Below are 16,951 nucleotides of genomic sequence, written 5' to 3' on the forward strand. Positions count from 1 at the left end.
GAAAACCGGTTGCGGGCGTACGCCGGTGTTCGTGATCATCGTGGGCATGACGTACTGACGGACCCTCTCTGTGACGGCCCCCCGTGGCGTAGCGCCCGGGGGGAGGCCGCCTGTCCGCGTGTCTCCAGATCTTCGTGAAGTGGGAACTCCTTGTCTCAGCACGCCAGTGTGTCCGTTTTTGCGTCCCCGTCGAGCTGGATCGAGTCGGATGCGCTCGATCAGTGCCACCAGGTGGCCGCGCTCGACGGGATGATCCATGTCGCCGCCATGCCGGACCTGCATCCCGGCAAGGGGGCACCGATCGGCGCGGCGATGTCGTCGCGCGTGCTCTACCCGTTCCTGGTGGGCTCGGACATCGGGTGCGGGATCGCGGTGTTCCCGATCCGGATCAAGCGCCCGGTCGCGGAGCGGCTGGCCGCGCGGTTCCCGGACCTGGACCGGCCGGTCGACCCGGCCGGGATCGACACCGACATTCCCGCCGGGTACGCCGAGCAGCTCGGCACGGTCGGCCGCGGCAACCACTTCGTGGAGCTGGCCCGGGTGCACGCGGTGCACGACGACGCGCACGCGGCGCGGCTCGGCCTGGACCGCAACGACCTGGTGCTGATCGTGCACAGCGGTTCGCGCGGCCTGGGCGAGCGGATCCTGCGCGCGCACACCGAGGTGCACGGCGCCGGCCCGGCCGCGGACGTCGGCGCCTACCTGTCCGCGCACGACGAGGCGGTGCGCTGGGGCTCGCTGAACCGGCGGCTGATGGCCGCACGGGTCGCGGACGCGCTGGGCGCGGCCGCGGAGGACCCGATCGTGGACGAGTGCCACAACTCGGTGACCGTCGTGGACGGCGCCTACCTGCACCGCAAGGGCGCGGCGAACGGCGACGGCCGGGACGTGCTGGTCGCCGGAACCCGCGGCACGCCGTCGTTCCTGGTGGCGGCGCACGCGGGCGCGGACGCGAACTACTCGGTGGCGCACGGCGCGGGCCGCAAGATGTCCCGGGCGGACGCGCTGCGCCGCGGCAAGGCGAAGCACACCGTGGAGGAGCTGCGGCGCACGCCGGTCGGGTCGTACGTGGTGTGCGGCGACCGGCAGCTGTTGTTCGAGGAGGCGCCGACCGCGTACAAGAAGATCGAGCGGGTGATCGACGACCTCGTGGAGTTCAAGCTGGCCACGCCGGTGGTCAGCACCCACCCGGTGGTCACCTACAAGACCGCGGACAAGGCACGCCGATGAACCTGCTGATCTCGGCCGGGCGCGGCCCGGTGGAGTGCACGTGGGCGCTGCCCCGGCTGGTGCGCCGGCTGGAGGCGGAGGCCACGCGGCGCGGTGTGACCGTGACCCGGGTCGAGGAGGTGCCCGGCGACCGGCCGGGCACGTACCGGTCGATCCTGCTGTCCATCGACGACGCGGCGTTCGCGGCCACCTGGACCGGCACGCTGTGCTGGCAGGCGCCGTCCCCGTTCCGGTCCACGAGGCGCAAGAACTGGTACGTGATCGCCGCGCCGGTCACGCTCGGCGTCCCAAAAACCGCCTTCGACGAGGCGGACGTGGAGATCGTGCCGATCCGCACCGGTGGGCCCGGCGGCCAGCACCGCAACAAGGTCAGCTCGTCCGTGCGCGCCACGCACCGGCCGACCGGTCTGGTCGTCGTCGTGGACACCGAGCGCGGCTTCGGGCTGAACCGCGCGCTGGCGCTGCGCCGGCTGCGGGACCGGCTCCGGGCCGGTGACGTCGCGGCCGGCGAGCGGCTGAAGACCCAGCGGTGGGAGGTGCACGACGACCTGGTCCGCGGCGACCCGGTCCGTACCGAGAGCTGAACCACTTCTTGTACGCATCGTTGCATACAAGGCCGTAGCGTCGAGCGCATGACGGCGACGCTCACCGCTCCCCCGGCAACGACCTCGGTACGCACGCATCGGCCGTGGATCTCCGTCTACGCCGTCATGTTCTTCTCCACCTGGGCCGGTAACCAGTTCAGTCCGCTGCTGCTGCTCTACAAGCAGCGCGAGCACTACGGCGTGGTGGCGGTCAACGGCTTCCTCGGCGTGTACGTGCTCGGCCTGGTCCCGGCGTTCCTGCTCAGCGGCGCGCTCGCCGACCGGCACGGCCGCCGCCCGGTCATGTTCGGCGGCGTGCTGGCCGCGCTCGCGGCCAGCACCGCGCTCGCGTTCGGTGAGACCGGCCCATTGATGATCTGCGTGGGCCGGTTCCTGGCCGGGCTCGCGGTCGGCACCGCCACCTGCGTCGGCACGTCCTGGCTGAAGGAGCTGTCCCAGGGCGTCTACGACCCGCGGGCCGACACCGGCGCCGGTGCCCGGCGCGCGACCACGTCGTTCGCGCTCGGCTCCGCCACCGGCGCGATGGTCGCCGGGCTGTTCGCGCAGTGGGGCCCGTGGCCGTTGCAGCTGCCGTTCGCCATCCACCTGGTGCTCACGCTGCCGTTCGCCTGGCTGGTGCTGCGCGCGCCGGAGACCGCGCCGCCCGGCCCCCGGTCGTCGCTGCGCGTGCCGGCCGCCGGTGACCGCCGGTTCCGGCGTGTGGTGGTGGTCGCGGCACCATGGCTGTTCGTCGCGCCGTCCGTCACCTACGGGTACCTGCCGGTGCTGCTGGAGGAGACCACCGGCGGCGTCGGCATCGCGTACGCCACGCTGCTCACCGTGCTCGCGCTCGGCGTGTCCGCGCTGATCCAGCCCGTGGTGAAGCGCCGGACCGGGTTCGACAGCACGCGCGGCCTGATCGCCGCGATCACGCTGATCACCGCGGGCGTGGCGCTGGCCGCGACCGCGAACCACCTGCAGTCCTGGGCCGCGGGCCTGGTCACGGCCACGGTGATGGGCTGCGGGATCGGCGTCGGCATGGTCTCCGCGATCATGGAGGTGCAGCGCATCGCCGGGCCTCGCGACCTGGCCGGGCTGACCGGCGTGTTCTACGCGGTCGCGTACACCGGCTTCCTCACGCCCACGCTGCTGGCCGCGAGCACGGACGCGCTGGGCACCACCACGCCGCTGCTCGGCGTGACCGGGCTCGGCGTGCTCAGCGTGCTGCTGCTGGTCATCGCGTACCGAACGCTCCGGCCAGCGGATCCGGAAGTCGCCGCCAGCCGTCCTCCCCGTCGGCCAGTTCCGCGTCCGTGAGCAGGCATGCGGTCAGCCGCCGGTGCAGCGCGGCCGCGTCCAGCTCCAGGCCGATGAAGACCAGGTAGTGGTGCCGGTCGCCGTAGTACGGGTCCCAGTCCATCGCGGCGGCCAGCCGGCGCTGGTCCGAGACGAGGTCCCAGTCGGCGTCCGGCACCGCGGCCAGCCACCGGCCGAGCGAGCCGAGCCCGAGCGAGCCACCGGCGAACTCCCACGCCAGCACCGTGTCCGGCTGACTGGCCAGCCAGAAGTGGCCGCGTGAGCGCAGCACGGACTCGTTGATCTCGTCGAGCGCGTCGTGCAGCCGGCCCGGGTGGAACGGGCGGCGGGCCCGGAAGACCGCGGAGACCACGTCCCACTCCGGCGCGGGCTCGTGCACGCCGAGCGCGAACCCCTCGAGGCCGCGGGCCAGCACCGCGGGCGTCTCCGGCCGGTGCCGGTACGTCCGTACCCCGGCCGGCAGTTCCCGGGCCGCCCACGGCGCGAGCCGGTACAGCAGCGCCCGGACCTGCACGTCCGCGTCGCCGTGCAGGACCAGCGTGTCCGCGTACTCGATCTGCCGCACCACCAGGTCCGCGAGCGTGCGCTCGTCGTCGGCCAGACCGAGCGCGGCCAGGTCCTCGTCGGTGCCGAGCGCGTCCAGCAGGTGCTCGCCGTCCACCACGGTCACGTAGGAGTCGACGCGCACGCTCTCCGGCCACGCGTCCGCCAGCATCTCCGGCTCGGCCAGCTCCGGCAGGTGCACCACCAGGTCGTGGCCCGGGTGGGTCTCGGCCAGCCGCGCCACCGTGGGCAGCACGTCGTCGCGCAGCGTGCAGGACACGCAGGCGTGCACCGAGTCGACGCGCACGTCCTCCAGCAGGCCGGCCGCGGACCGCACCGTACGCCGCACGTGATCTTCGTGAATCTCGTGCCGCACGACGAGCCGGGACGGGTCCCGGGCGAGCAGCGTGCCGGCGACCTCCCGGACGGCTTCCGGCCAGAAGCCGGAGAGCACGGTGAGTGACGGACGGGCGTCGGACGCCCGGGCCGGCACGGAGCGCGGGGCCACCGGAGACGAGGACATGACCTTCCTTCCTTGTTGGAAACGATTGTCATTATAGTGTGGGCACGATCCCGCTCCAGGAAGGTGGACCCCCGTCTTGTCCCGTCGATGCGACGTCACCGGCGCGAAGCCCGGCTACGGCAACGCCGTCTCCCACTCCCACCGGCGCACCCGCCGCCGCTGGGAGCCCAACCTCCAGCGGCACCGCTACTGGCTGCCGTCCGAACGCCGCTGGATCACACTCACGCTCACCACCAAGGCGATCCGCACCATCGACCGCGACGGCATCGAACGCGTCGTGGCCCGCCTGCGGGCATCCGGGGTGAGGCTCTGATGGCCCGCCAGACCGACGTCCGCCCGGTGATCAAGCTGCGCAGCACCGCCGGCACCGGCTACACCTACGTCACCCGCAAGAACCGCCGCAACGACCCGGACCGCCTGGTCCTGCGCAAATACGACCCACTCGTCCGCCGCCACGTCGACTTCCGCGAGGAACGCTGACGACCCACCACGGCCGCACCGGCCACGCCGCGCCGATCGCCGGCCACGCGCAGTTCTCCTGACCACTGCCCGGGCGTCATCCCCCGATATGGACGACGCCCGGGCCCGGCACCGACGACATCCCACTGCGCGGCGGACGCGCCCCCGGAAGGCGCAGCGCACCCAGCGCTCTGCGCACGGCGAACAACCCGCGCTCGCCGGGCGCGTTGCGCCCGAAATTTCATGACATAGACATGTATTCCCCGCGACCGTGCCGGGAAACTCGGTGGTTAGGCGGAATGACCGCGACAGACGGGCGACCCTGCGCGGGCGACCGGGCGTCACCGGGTCCCGATGGTGACGTTGGGCGGGCGAGGGACCTGCGGGACGACGGTGGAGAGTGCAGACGTGGGGCTGTGGCGACGTGGTGGGCAACGGACGAGGGGCGAGCACGACGAGGTGGTGATCCTCGGCCGGGAGGTGATCGCCTGCGCGTACCCGTCGGAGCTCGTCGCCTTCGACGACGTGGCGTGCGAGCTGCGGCGCGGCCGGGGGCTGTCCGCGCGGCGGACCCGCCCGCCGGCCGGGCCGGACGTGCCCGCCGACTCGATATCACCGGCCCTGATCGGCGTGCTGCAGACACTCTCAACCGCGGTCAACACCGGCTCGGCCGCCCTGCCCGGCTCGTTGGCCGAACCCGGCCGCCGCCGGATCGCCACACTGCTCAACCGGCGCCCCGGCGCCGGTGCGCTGGACCCGGCCGAGGAGGCGTCGGTCCACGAGACGCTGGTCGAGGCCGCGATCACCCGGCACGCCCTGACCCGCGACAACGCGGAACAGCTGGGCACCGCCGTGATCAGCGCGCTCCGGCTGCGCGCCGACGGCCGCCCCTGATCTCGCGGCCGCCCCTGATCTCGCCGCCCGGACCCCGCGGCCACCCGGGTCACCGCCGCCGCCCGGACCACCGCGGTACCCAGAATCACCGCGGTACCCCCGGATCACCGCGGTGGGTGGCGAGCGAACAGGCGGACCAGGGTGTGGAGATGGTGGCGCCCTGCGACGCCGGTGGGGGTGAGCAGGCCTGCCGCGGCGAGTTCGCCGAGGGCGGTCCGGGCCGACGCGGCGTCGGCGCCGGTGACCGCGATCAGCGTCCCGGTGTCGACGTCGCGGGCCGGTGTGTGCGCCAGGCGGTGGATCAGCGTGCGGGTGGGCGCGGATAGCCGGGCGAACGACGGCGCGAGCGCGGCCTCGACGGACAGGTCACCGGCGGACAGCACCGCGAGGCGGCGGTCCTCGTCGGCCAGCCGCGCCGCGAGGTCCGTCATCGTCCAGCCGGGCCGCCCGGCCAGGCGGTTCCCGGCGATGCGCAACGCCAGGGGCAGGTGCCCGCAGTGCTCGGCGACGGCCGCCGTGACCGCACCGGCCCGGCTGCCGGTGATCGTGGCCAGCAGCGCGACCGACTCGCCGGCCGGCAACGGCGGCACCTCGATCCGTATCGCGCCGTCGACGCCGGGCAGCGGTGCCCGGCTGGTGACCAGCACGGCCGCCGTACCGGTCAGCGACAGCAGCGCACCCAGTTGCCGCTCGCCGGCGACGTCGTCGAGCACCACGAGGCCGCGCCCGGACGTCGCACCACCGATCGCCGGCAGCCGCCGCGGCACGGCCGGATCCGCGGCACCGGTTCCCGCGCGGCCGGCCCGCGCCGCACCGGACGGCGTGGTGCCGTAGCAGCGGAGGAAGTGGGTGGCGCCGGGGAAACGGGTGGCGGCGTGGACGGCGAGCGCGGTCTTCCCGGCGCCGGGCAGGCCGTGCACGATCACCGGGGCCGCCCCGGCGCACGCTGTGATCAGCCGGTCGAGCAGCGTGGCCCGGCCGGTGAAGTCGGGTACGTCGCGCGGCAGCGGGAACGCGCCCACCGGCGCGGACCGGGCGGCCGCGGCGGCCGTGGTCAGCGCGGCCCGGTCGGCCGCGCCGAGGCCCAGCGCGGTGGCGAGTGCGGCGAGCGTACGGGCCTGGGCGGTGCTGCGGCCGCGTTCCATGTCGCCGATCGCGCGCACGCTGACGCCGGACGCGGCCGCCAGCTCGTGCAACGTCATGCCGGCGGTACGGCGGTGGGCGCGGATCAGGGTGGCGAACGGCGGCACGGTCACGTCGCTCCTCGGTGAGTCGGTGGGCTCGGCCAGACTGCCGCCGCGGCACCGGCCCACGCTTGAGTACGACGACTGCACCGTTTACTTCGATGGCAGAATGAGCCCGTGCCGGCCACCGTCCCCCTCCTGTTCGGACGGTCCGGCGAGATCGCCCGGCTGGACCGGCTGGCTGCGGCGGCGGCCGCGGGCCGGGGCGGCGCGCTGGTCATCCGCGGCGAGCCCGGGATCGGCAAGACCGCGCTGCTCGACGCGCTGGCGCAGGCGGCCGCGCGGCACGGCCTGCGGGTGCTGCGCGCGGCCGGCACGGAGAGCGAGTCGCGCCTGCCGTACGCGGCGGTCCACCAGCTCGTCCATCCGCTCACCGACCGGATCGCCGATCTGCCGCCGGCACACCGGGACGCGCTGCGGACCGCGCTCGGGCTGGCGGAGGGCGAGCCGGACGTGTACGCGGTCGCCCGCGCGCTGCTCGAACTGGTCACCGACGTGGCCGCGGACCAGCCGGTCGCGCTGCTCCTCGACGACCTGCACTGGCTGGACCGGGCCAGCCTGGACGTGCTCGGTTTCGTGGCCCGCCGGGTGTCGTCCGAGCCCGTGCTGGCGGTCGGCGCGACGCGCACCGTGGCGCTGGACGACCCGCAGCGGCGGGCCGGCCTGCCGGACACCGAGCTCGGCCGGCTCGGCGGCGCGGACGCGGCCGCGCTGCTCGACTCGCGGGCACCCCGGCTCCCGCACCCGCTGCGCCAGCGCCTGCTCGCGGAGGCGGCGGGCAACCCGCTCGCGCTGGTCGAACTGCCCGCGACGCTGGCCGCGCTGCCGACGCCGCTGCCGTTGCCGGACCCGGTGGGTTCGCCGGGCGACCCGCCGGCGCCGCTGACCGGCGCACTGCCGCTGAACCACCGGCTGGAGGCCGCGTTCGCCGCACGCGCGGCCGGGCTCGGCCGCCGGGCCACCGCGCTGCTGCTGGTGCTGGCCGCGGACACCACCGCCGACCTGCGCCGTCTGCTGGCTGCCGCGTCCGAGACGTGCGGCGAGGAGACCGGGCTGCGGGACGCGCAGGAGGCGATCGACGCCGGCCTGATCGAGACCGCGGGCGCGTCGCTGCGGTTCCGGCATCCGCTGATGCGCTCGGCCGTCTACCAGCGCGCACCGGTCGCGGACCGGCTGGACGCGCATCGCGCGCTCGCCGGGCAGCTCACCGCGGCCCCGGACCGGCGCCTGTGGCACCTGGCCGCGGCCGCGATCGGCACCGACGAAGGGCTCGCCGCGGACCTGGCCCGGTACGCCGACCGGGCGCGGGGCCGGGGCGCGACCATGTCCGCGGTCGCCGCGCTGCGCCGGGCCGGTGAGCTGACGGACTCACCGCGTACCGCCAGATCGCTGTTGCTCCGGGCGGCGGAACTGGCCAGCGAGGTCGGTGCCCGGCACGAGGTGGAACAGCTGCTGGCCGGCGGGGACCTGACCGGGCTCGGGCCGGTCGAGACGGCCCGGCTGACGAACGTGACCGAGGTGGTGCGCTACGGGCGCTACCGGGACGCGCTGCATCGGGTGCGGGAGCTGACCGGCATCGCGGTCGCGGCGCACCGGGCGGGCCGGCCGGAGCTGAGCATGCAGCTGCTCTGGCGTGCCGCGTCCCGGTGCTTCTTCCAGGCGACCGGGCCGGAGACCGCGGAGGCGCGGGCCGCGATCGCCGCGCTGGTCGACGTGGCCGCGCCGCACCCGGACGACCCGCAGGCGCTGGCCGTCCTGGCCTACACGGTCCCGGAGGAACGCGGCGCCGAGGTGCTGGCGCGGCTGCGGCACGCGACCGCGGACGGCCCGGACGCGCGACGGTTCCTGGGCAGCGCCGCGCTGGTCCTCGGCGACTTCGCGCGCAGCTGCGACTGGACCGACGTCGCGGTCGCGGACGCGCGCGCCCAGGGCCGGCTCGGTGTCCTGCCCCGGTTGCTCGGCGGCAGCAACTGGGGCCGGCTGTGGCTCGGCCGGTGGGACACCGCGCACGCGGAACTGACCGAGGCGCACGCGCTGGCGCAGGAGACCGGCGAGGCGTTCTACGCGGTCGCGGCGCAGACCAGCCTGGCCACGATCGCCGCGATGCGCGGAGATCTGGCGCGCGCGACCGCGTTGCTGGACGAGGTCGCGGCCAGCCCGCTCGCCGGCGGGATGCGGTACATCCAGGTCGCGGTGGCGCAGGCGCGCGGGCTGGTGCACCTGTTCCGGGGTGAGGCGCAGCAGGCGTACGCGACGCTGGCCGGCACGTTCGACCCGGTGGACCCGAGCTACCACCGGTACATGCGCTGGTGGCTGGTGCCGGATCTGCTCGACGCCGCCGTGGCCGCGGGCCGGCTCGACGACGCCCGCGCACTGATCGCCGGCCTGGACGAGCTGGCCGGCCGGGTACGGGCGCCGATCCTGCTGGTCGCCGCGGAGTACGCGGCCGTCGTCACCGGCCCGGACGGGTCCGGTCCGGACGGTGGTGAGCTGGGCCGGTGGCCGCTCTACCGGGCGCGGGTGCAGCTGCACCTGGGCCGGGCGGCACGCCGCCGGCACCGCATCCAGCCCGCCCGGGACCTGCTCCGCGCGGCCCGGGACACGTTCGACGCGCTCGGCGCCGGCCCGTGGTCCGAGGCGGCCCGCGAGCAGCTGCGCGCGACCGGCGAGCAGAGCCGCCGGCGGGTGTCCGCGGCCCGCGAGCAGCTGTCCCCGCAGGAGCTGCAGATCGCGGCGCTGGCCGCGCGTGGCCTGACGAACCGCGAGATCGCGGAGCGCCTGTTCCTGTCGCACCGCACGGTCGGCTCGCACCTCTACCGCATCTTCCCCAAGCTGGGCATCACCCGCCGCGCCCAGCTCGCCGAGGTGCTGGACGGCACCGCATAGCGGGAAAGGCCGCGCGGGCGGCGCCCGCGCGGCCGGTCAGGACACGCTCAGCGGGCGTGCCGCAGCGCCCAGTCGAGCGCGGTGTCCGCGATCTTCTCCCAGCCGGGCTCCGCGCACGTCCAGTGCGAGCGGCCGGGGAACTCGATGTAGTCGGTCACCGTACCCTCGGCCTTGTAGTGGTGGGCGTTGGAGCGGTTCACCGCCGGGGGCATGATGTGGTCCGCGCCGCCCGCGATGAACAGCAGCGGGGCGCGCTCCGGGTTCCGGTAGTTCACCCAGGTCTCCTGCTTGCCCGGCTTGAAGTTCGCGATCAGGCCGTACGACCAGACCCAGCTGCCCGGCGCCGGGATCGCGTACCGCTCGTAGGCGGCGCGTGAGTCCTCTTCGGACAGCGTGTTCGTGAACGCGTAACGCCACTGCTCGTGGGTGAAGCCGGCGGCCCGGTGGCGCTTGGCCGGGTTGTTCAGGATCGGGAACAGCGACTTGATCTGCGACGGCGGCGTGACCCGGATGCCCTCCGGCGGCGCGGAGTTGACCACCACACCGGCCGCGCCGTGGCCGCGGTCCAGGAGCAGCTGCGTCAGCGTACCCCCGAAGGAATGGCCCATGATGATCGGCTTTTCCGGCAGCTCGGTGATCACTTTTTCCAGGTGGGCAACGGTCTCCGGCACGGTCAGCGTGGCGATCGGTGTCGGGTCGGCCCGCAGCGCCTCCACCTCCACCTCGAAGCCGGGATAGGCCGGGGTGATGACGGTGTGGCCCTTGCTCTCGTAGTGCCGCACCCAGCCCTCCCAGCTGCGCGGCGTCACCCAGAGCCCATGAACCAGAACAATGGTGCTCATGCCGGATTTCCCTTCGCCGTGCGGTTTCGCCGTGGTCGGCGCTGAGCCGATGATTCGCTCGCAGGCTCGTTCATGCCTTGAACTCCTCCAGGAACGCGAGCAGGTCGGCGCCGAGCTGCTCCTTGTGGGTGTCGGTGATGCCGTGCGGCGCGCCGGCGTAGACGATCAGCTCGGCGTCCTTGATCAGGGCGGCGGACCGCTTGCCGCCGACGTCGAACGGCACGACCTGGTCCGCGTCGCCGTGGATGACCAGCGTCGGCACGTCGAACCGGGCGAGGTCGTCGCGGAAGTCGGTGGCCGAGAACGCGGCGATGCACTCGTACGCGTTGCGGTGCCCGGCCGCCATCGACTGCAGCCAGAACGCGTCCTGCACGCCCTGCGACGCCGCGCCGCCGAAGAACGGCCCGGCCGCGAGATCCCGGTAGGTCTGCGACCGGTCGGCCAGCGACCCGGCCCGGATGCCGTCGAACACCGTGATCGGTACGCCCTCCGGGTTGTCCGGCGTGCGCAGCATGAACGGCGGCACCGCGGACACCAGCGCGGCCTGCGCGACCCGTCCGGTACCGTGCCGGCCGATGTACCGCGCCACCTCGCCGCCGCCGGTGGAGAACCCGACCAGCGTCGCGTCCCGCAGATCCAGCGTGTCCAGCAGCGCCGCGAGATCGTCGGCGTAGGTGTCCATCTCGTTGCCGTCCCAGGTCTGCGTGGACCGGCCGTGACCGCGCCGGTCGTGCGCGATCACCCGGTAGCCGTGCGACGCCAGGAACAGCGCCTGCGCCTCCCAGCTGTCCGAGTTCAGCGGCCAGCCGTGCGACAGCACGACCGGGCGGCCGCTCCCCCAGTCCTTGTAGAAGATCTGCGCACCGTCTTGCACGGTCACGAACGGCATGATCAAAAACCCTTCGACACGGTACGGGCGGCGAGCGCGATCACGTCCGCGGTCGCCCTGGGCTGGGAGATCAGTGCGGCGTGCGAGGCGCGGATCTCGACGGCGCGGGCGCGGGCCCGGGTCGCCATGAAGCGCTGCGCCGCGGCCGGGATGAGGTTGTCGTCGCGGGCGACGAGGTACCACGACGGGATGTCGCGCCAGGCCGGTGCGCCGGACGGCTCGCCGAGCGTGTGCGTGTCGCCGGGCCGCTGGGTCGCCCAGAGCACGTCCGTGGTCGCCTTCGGCAGGTCGGCCGCGAAGATCTCCCGGAACGACGCGGCCTTGACGTAGCCGTCGTACCCACCGGCGTGCGGCCGGAAGTCGAGCTGCGTCTCGTCCAGCTTCGTGCCGGGGAACCGGGTCTGCAGGCCCTGCACGGTCTCGCCCGCGTCCGGCGCGAACGCGGCCACGTAGACCAGCGCCTTCACGTCGACGTTGCCGGTAGCGGCGTTCGTCAGCACGAAGCCGCCGTACGAGTGTCCGGCCAGGACGATCGGGCCCGGCACGGTGGTCAGGAAACTCGCCAGGTAGGCGGAGTCGGACGCGACGCCGCGCAGCGGGTTCGGCGGTGCCAGCACCGGGTAGCCGTCGCGGGTCAGCCGGCGGATCACCTCGGTCCAGCCGGACGCGTCCGCGAACGCGCCGTGGACCAGGACGACCGTGGGTTTCGTCCCCGTGCCGGGACCGGCCGCGGCGGCCGGGGCGGCGGTCGTCGCGGTGAGGACGCCCGCGGCCACGACGGCCGCGGAGCCGGCCAGCACCGTACGCCGGGGTAGTTCGCTCATGTGTTCCTCCGGATCGGTGATCAGGTTGTTGCCACATGCAATCAGCGGGCCGAGCGGCGAACCATGCGGAACATTAGGCAGAATCCGGTGCCGGGCCGATGAACGGCCGGGCCGCGTCCGGCAGCCGGTAGTGGTCCGCCCCGTCGGGCTGCAGCAGTCCCAGGTCCAGCAGGTCCTCCAGCAGGGTCTCGGCGGTGATCGGGTCGCATCCGGCGGCGACGGCGGCGTCCGCCGTGCCGAAGGACGACATGGACCGGCGCGCGAGGCCGCGGAGCATGGTCCGGGCGTCGGTGCCGAGTTCGGGGAACGCGATCCCGCCGCTGGTGCCCGGCGGTGCCGGGGACCGGCCGGGCGGAAGCGGCGCGGACTCGGTGGGCGGCAGCGGTGCGACTGGATAGCGGCGGACGGCCTCCAGGCCGGCGAGGGATCGGCGGCTGGTGATCAGCACGCAGCCCGTGCCCGGCAGCAGCGCGCGGACCTGCGCCTCACCGGCCGCGCCGTCCAGGACGAGCAGGCACCGGCGGCGGCCGAGGAGCGCCCGCAGCTGCCCGGCCCGCTCGTCGCGGTCCGCCGCGATCAGGCGCGCGCCCATGCCCAGCGCGCGCAGCAGCACGGTCTCCGGCTCCGTACCGGCCCGCAGATCCGCGTAGAACGCGCCACCCGGGAACCGGTACCGGTGCCGCTCGGCCAGCCGGACCGCAAGCGCGGTCTTGCCCACCCCGGGCAGCCCGTGCAGCACCACGACCAGCGCCGGTCCGTCCGGTGGCGACGTCGTGATCCAGCCGCCGATCTCGGCCAGTGCGGCCGGCCGGCCGGCGGCCGCCACGGTGCGCCGGGGCAGCTCGCCCGCGCGCGGCCGGCCCGCGGCCACCGTGCCGCGGCCGGAGCGGGCCAGCGCCGCGAACGCGTCGGCGTCGTCCCGGTCGAGACCGAGCGCCGCGGTGAGCGCCGTGACGGTCCGGGGCCGGGGCGTGCGGCTGCGGCCACGCTCGGTGTCGCTGATCGCGCGCACGCTCACCCCCGACGCCCCGGCCAGCCCCTCGATCGTCAGACCGGCCCGTAACCGTAGCTCACGAAGCAGGTCCCCGAGTTCCTCCCGCACCGGACGACGCTATCGGCGCCGGACCGCGGCCGATCGGCCCTCACCGCACGCTCGTCGGCCCACGGTGCACGATTCGCCGGGTCGCGCCGGGCCGGTGCGATCAGCCGGGACCGGCCTCGGCGGAGCGGCGCAGCCGGCTGGGGAGGATGCCGTAGCGGGCCTTGAAGCGGCGGGTGAAGTGGGTCGGGTCGCGGAAGCCCCAGCGGCGCGCGATCGCGGCCACCGGGCGGTGCCGGTTCTCCGGGCGGAGCAGGTCCTGCCGCGCGTACCGCAGCCGCTCCCCGATGATCCACTGTTCCAGGCTCAGGTCCGCCGCCGCACAGACCTGGTAGAGGTGCCGCAGCGACACGTTGTGCGCGGCCGCGATCGCCGCCGGGGTCAGCTCCGGATCGGCGAGGTGCCTGCGCACGAACGCCCGCACCCGGGTCAGCAGCGTCTCCGCCAGCACCCGCCGGGTGTCCCGGTCCGGCCCGGCCGCGGACGCCAGCAGCGCCCCCGCCAGCTCCACGCTCGCGGTCGCCACCGCGGCGTTCCCGGTCAGCCCCGCCGGATCGCGCGCCAGGTGTCCGATGTGGTCGGTCAGCATCCGGTAGTACGGGCTGGACCGGATCTCCGGCGCGGCCCGCCGCACCACGTCGACCGGCAGCCCGAGCCGGTCGAACGGGATCTGGATCGCACCGGCCGCGCCGTCTCCGGACCACGAGTAGTCGTACGCGGCCGACAGGTCCACCGCCAGCAGCTCGCCGGCCGGCACCACGGCCTGCCGCCCGGACCGCTCGATCCACCCCTCGGCCCGCAGCTGCACGGACAGCGCCACCACCGGCATCGCGTCCTGCCGGGCCAGCCGCTCCGTGCGCAGCAGCCGGATCCCGGACGACCGGTGCGTGAACACGTTCGCGTCGCCGAGGTCCCACACCTCCATCCGCGCGTGCACCGGCCCGCCCGGATCCTCGTGGATGACGTGACAGGGCGCGGACGCGTACATCATCGCGGCCCGCACCGCCTCCACCCGGTCCCCCGGCGGAAGATCGACGGTGTCCAGTACGTACGCCACCGGCTCAGTGTGCCGGAGAGTCAGCCGGCGAGGCGCCCCAGCCAGTCGCGCAGCAGCGCGGTCTCGGCCGGGCGCAACGCGTCCGGCGGGCCGGCGGCGAGCGCGGTGTCCAGCGCGACCGCCAGCGGCGCCAGGCCGGGCTCCGCGGTCGCGGGCACGCCGGTGAGGAGCGCGGCGAACAGGCTGTCCCGCATCCGCCCGGACAGCCCCGCGTCGTCGGCGATCGGGGCCGTGCCGGAGCCGGCCGCGCCGCCGATCAGTGTGAGCGTGACGCCGACGCCGCCGGCCAGCGCCAGATCCGCCGCGACCGTCGCCGGCACGCGCAGCCGCCCGGCCGCCGCGACCCGCTCCACGTACCGGAGCAGCAGATCGTAGGCCTGTTCGACCGCGGGCGGCCGGCGGCCGGGCCGGGCCGGGCCGAACATCAGCAGGTAGAACGCGGGGTGCCGGAGCCCGAAGTCGACGTGCATGTCCCAGCCGCGCCGCAGGTCGGCAATCGGGTCGCCGGTTGCCGCCAGCGTCTGCTTCTCGGCCAGGTACCGGTCGAAGACGTGCCGGGCGAGCGCCGCCAGCAGCCCGTCCATGTCACCGAACAGCTGGTACAGCGAGGCCGCCCGGATCCCGGCCGCCGCGGCCACCGCACGGGTCGAGACCGCCTGCGCGCCGCCGCTCTCCAGGATCCCGGCCGCCACGTCGAGGATCTGCCGCCGCTTCTCGTCATCCATGGTTGCAATGCTACGGCATTCGGCGTATCACTGTTACAGGCAGTGCTACGAGATTTGCCGTAGCACCGATACATCAAGGAGAAGCACCATGAACCGCATCGGGTACGGCGCCATGCAGCTCGCCGGCCGAGATCCGGGCCCAGGTGCACGAGGCCCTGACCGACCTGGGTACGGACGTGAGCGAACTGACCTACCTGCGGCTCGGCGGCGACCTGGGCGTGGTGTCCGCCGAGGAGGACCTGGAGGAGCGCCTGGGCGTGCTCGCCGAACTGCGCGAGCAGGGCCTGATCCGCCGGATCGGCCTGTCCGGCGCGTCCCCCGGGGACCTCGCCCGCGCGCAGAGGGTGACGCCGATCGCGGCCGTGCAGAACCGCTTCAACCTGCTCGACCGCAGCGGCGTCCGGGTCCTCGCGGACTGCGAGGCACAGGACATCCTGTTCGTGCCGTACTTCCCGCTGGCCGCCGGCCGGCTGACCGGCTACGCCGAGCTCACCGCACCCGCGGAACGCCTCGGCGCCACACCGGCCCAGATCGCGCTGGCCTGGCTGCTGCGCCGCAGCCCCGCCGTGGTGGCCATCCCCGGCACCACGAACCCGGGCCACCTGCGCGCCAACGTGGCCGCCGGCCCACTGGCGGCCGGCCTGACCGACGCGGAGGTCACCCGCCTGACCGCGCTCACCGACGAGTCCACGGCCGCGCTGCACGTCCGGCGACCAGTCCAGCATCGACGCCATCTCCGCCACCGTCGCACACTGACGCCCCACCTCGGCCGGACGGCCGGGACGGCGGCATGTCCGGACATGCCGCCGCCGGTTTCGCCGCCCGGGCCGGGCGGCGGTGCCGCCGGTCAGGCCGGGCGACAGGCCACCGGACGGCGAGAGCACGTCCGCGGCCTCATGGCCGGTGTGCTGCGCGGATGACGCCGCCGGCCGCCTCGTCGGACCGGTCTGCGCGCAGGCCGGCGAAGAGGTCGTTCTCCGGTATCGGGGCGCCGGTGGAGTCCTGGACGCGGATGAACGACTCGGTGCGCAGCAGCTCGCCGAACGTCTCGCGGCCGAGGCCGATGAAGAAGGCGCCGTCGCCCTGGCTGGCGTGCGCGGACAGGGCGTCGAACTTCTGCGCGGTGACGCCGGCGGTGTCGATGCGGGTGGTGATGTCCTCGTCCGGGACGCCCATCGGCGGCGCGTCGGCCGGGATGTCCTCCGCCTTGAGCAGACCGGCCGCGATCATCCGCTCGCCCATCTCCGCCATCGTGGACCGGGACGTGACGCTCCAGTAGACCTTCGGCACGTCACCGGCCAGCGCGACCGCGGCCATCGTCACCCGGTGCGTCTGGATGTGGTCCGGGTGGCCGTAACCGCCGTTCTGGTCGTAGGTCACCACGACGTCCGGCCGGTACCGCCGGATCAGTTCGGCCAGCCGCGCGGCCGCCTCGTCCACCGGTGTGGACCAGAACGAGCCCGGCGCGTCGTTGGTCGGCCAGCCCATCATGCCGGAATCGTGGTAGCCGAGCGTCTCCAGGTGCGTCACCTTGAGCACGCCGCAGCTGGCCTCCAGCTCACCGCGGCGGATCGCGACCACCTGCTCCGGGTCGTGCCCGGCCTCGCCCGGCTTGGCGCCGCCGGGACCGTCGCCGCAGCGGCCGTCGGTGCAGGTCACCACGATCGTGGTCACGCCCTCGGCCGCGTACCGGGCGAGCACGCCGCCGGTGCTCGTCACCTCGTCGTCCGGATGTGCGTGGACGGTCATCAGGGTCAGCGGACGGATGTTCACCCGGCAAGCCTACGGCCGGCCGGCCTCGGTCCGCGTCCGGCGAGGCCAGGAACACATCTACT

At 74.5% G+C, this 16,951-nt stretch carries 16 protein-coding genes and 1 pseudogene; 8 read left to right on the forward strand and 9 right to left on the reverse strand.

Translation table 11 applies throughout. The features are described from left to right. Positions 1 to 150: 150 nt before the first annotated feature. Genes J2S42_RS05995 through J2S42_RS06005 form a run of 3 tightly spaced genes read left to right on the forward strand, consistent with a single transcriptional unit; the run spans position 151 to position 3,131 of the window. Complete coding sequence (locus J2S42_RS05995; RefSeq protein WP_307236029.1) at positions 151 to 1,230, forward strand: RNA ligase RtcB family protein; 1,080 nt, start codon at positions 151 to 153, stop codon at positions 1,228 to 1,230. After that, entirely contained in the window at positions 1,227 to 1,814 is a 588-nt protein-coding gene (locus J2S42_RS06000) for a peptide chain release factor-like protein (RefSeq protein WP_307236031.1), read from the forward strand. The genes J2S42_RS05995 and J2S42_RS06000 overlap by 4 nt, the downstream gene beginning before the upstream one ends. A gap of 48 nt (positions 1,815 to 1,862) precedes the next feature. Continuing rightward, positions 1,863 to 3,131: an MFS transporter gene (locus J2S42_RS06005; protein ID WP_307236033.1), complete on the forward strand. Its 1,269-nt coding sequence runs from the start codon at positions 1,863 to 1,865 to the stop codon at positions 3,129 to 3,131. On the opposite strand, the gene J2S42_RS06010 is transcribed toward J2S42_RS06005, so the two are convergent. After that, complete coding sequence (locus tag J2S42_RS06010) at positions 3,049 to 4,197, reverse strand: CobW family GTP-binding protein (protein ID WP_307236034.1); 1,149 nt, start codon at positions 4,195 to 4,197, stop codon at positions 3,049 to 3,051. The two genes, J2S42_RS06005 and J2S42_RS06010, sit on opposite strands and share 83 nt — an antisense overlap. 76 nt (positions 4,198 to 4,273) lie before the next feature. On the opposite strand from J2S42_RS06010, the gene rpmB reads away from it, so the two are divergent. From rpmB to J2S42_RS06025, 3 genes are all read left to right on the forward strand, one after another. Beyond that, entirely contained in the window at positions 4,274 to 4,510 is a 237-nt protein-coding gene (gene rpmB / locus J2S42_RS06015) for a 50S ribosomal protein L28 (protein WP_307236036.1), read from the forward strand. Further along, positions 4,510 to 4,677 (forward strand): 50S ribosomal protein L33, encoded by a 168-nt coding sequence (rpmG, locus tag J2S42_RS06020; RefSeq protein ID WP_307236038.1) that lies wholly within the window; start codon positions 4,510 to 4,512, stop codon positions 4,675 to 4,677. The genes rpmB and rpmG overlap by 1 nt, the downstream gene beginning before the upstream one ends. A 387-nt stretch (positions 4,678 to 5,064) precedes the next feature. After that, positions 5,065 to 5,550, forward strand: a complete 486-nt coding sequence (locus J2S42_RS06025; RefSeq protein WP_307236040.1) for a hypothetical protein — start codon at positions 5,065 to 5,067, stop codon at positions 5,548 to 5,550. Between the two features lie 104 nt (positions 5,551 to 5,654). On the opposite strand, the gene J2S42_RS06030 is transcribed toward J2S42_RS06025, so the two are convergent. Further along, entirely contained in the window at positions 5,655 to 6,806 is a 1,152-nt protein-coding gene (locus J2S42_RS06030; RefSeq protein ID WP_307236042.1) for a helix-turn-helix domain-containing protein, read from the reverse strand. Between the two features lie 105 nt (positions 6,807 to 6,911). Between J2S42_RS06030 and J2S42_RS06035 the strand changes: the two genes are divergently transcribed. Continuing rightward, positions 6,912 to 9,680: an AAA family ATPase gene (locus tag J2S42_RS06035; protein ID WP_307236045.1), complete on the forward strand. Its 2,769-nt coding sequence runs from the start codon at positions 6,912 to 6,914 to the stop codon at positions 9,678 to 9,680. 47 nt (positions 9,681 to 9,727) lie between these two features. On the opposite strand, the gene J2S42_RS06040 is transcribed toward J2S42_RS06035, so the two are convergent. The 6 genes from J2S42_RS06040 to J2S42_RS06065 form a co-directional block, all read right to left on the reverse strand. Then, complete coding sequence (locus tag J2S42_RS06040; protein ID WP_307236047.1) at positions 9,728 to 10,522, reverse strand: alpha/beta hydrolase; 795 nt, start codon at positions 10,520 to 10,522, stop codon at positions 9,728 to 9,730. 70 nt (positions 10,523 to 10,592) lie between these two features. Continuing rightward, complete coding sequence (locus tag J2S42_RS06045) at positions 10,593 to 11,411, reverse strand: alpha/beta fold hydrolase (RefSeq protein WP_307236049.1); 819 nt, start codon at positions 11,409 to 11,411, stop codon at positions 10,593 to 10,595. Between the two features lie 2 nt (positions 11,412 to 11,413). Next, positions 11,414 to 12,235 carry an alpha/beta fold hydrolase gene (locus J2S42_RS06050; protein WP_307236050.1) on the reverse strand — a complete coding sequence of 274 codons (822 nt, stop codon included), beginning with the start codon at positions 12,233 to 12,235 and terminating at the stop codon, positions 11,414 to 11,416. 73 nt (positions 12,236 to 12,308) lie between these two features. Beyond that, positions 12,309 to 13,337 (reverse strand): helix-turn-helix domain-containing protein, encoded by a 1,029-nt coding sequence (locus J2S42_RS06055; protein WP_307236052.1) that lies wholly within the window; start codon positions 13,335 to 13,337, stop codon positions 12,309 to 12,311. A 100-nt stretch (positions 13,338 to 13,437) separates the two neighbouring features. Then, positions 13,438 to 14,391: an AraC-like ligand-binding domain-containing protein gene (locus J2S42_RS06060; RefSeq protein WP_307236054.1), complete on the reverse strand. Its 954-nt coding sequence runs from the start codon at positions 14,389 to 14,391 to the stop codon at positions 13,438 to 13,440. 20 nt (positions 14,392 to 14,411) lie between these two features. Next, complete coding sequence (locus tag J2S42_RS06065) at positions 14,412 to 15,116, reverse strand: TetR/AcrR family transcriptional regulator (RefSeq protein ID WP_307236056.1); 705 nt, start codon at positions 15,114 to 15,116, stop codon at positions 14,412 to 14,414. Between the two features lie 122 nt (positions 15,117 to 15,238). On the opposite strand from J2S42_RS06065, the pseudogene J2S42_RS06070 reads away from it, so the two are divergent. Further along, positions 15,239 to 16,036 (forward strand): annotated as a pseudogene (locus J2S42_RS06070) (aldo/keto reductase); the annotation flags it as partial. On the opposite strand, the gene J2S42_RS06075 reads toward J2S42_RS06070, so the two are convergent. Beyond that, positions 16,011 to 16,865, reverse strand: coding sequence for a PIG-L family deacetylase (locus J2S42_RS06075; protein ID WP_307236058.1), 855 nt, complete (start codon positions 16,863 to 16,865; stop codon positions 16,011 to 16,013). The pseudogene J2S42_RS06070 and the gene J2S42_RS06075 overlap by 26 nt on opposite strands. Positions 16,866 to 16,951 lie beyond the last annotated feature (86 nt).

The organism is Catenuloplanes indicus (assembly GCF_030813715.1).
GTDB lineage: Bacteria > Actinomycetota > Actinomycetes > Mycobacteriales > Micromonosporaceae > Catenuloplanes > Catenuloplanes indicus.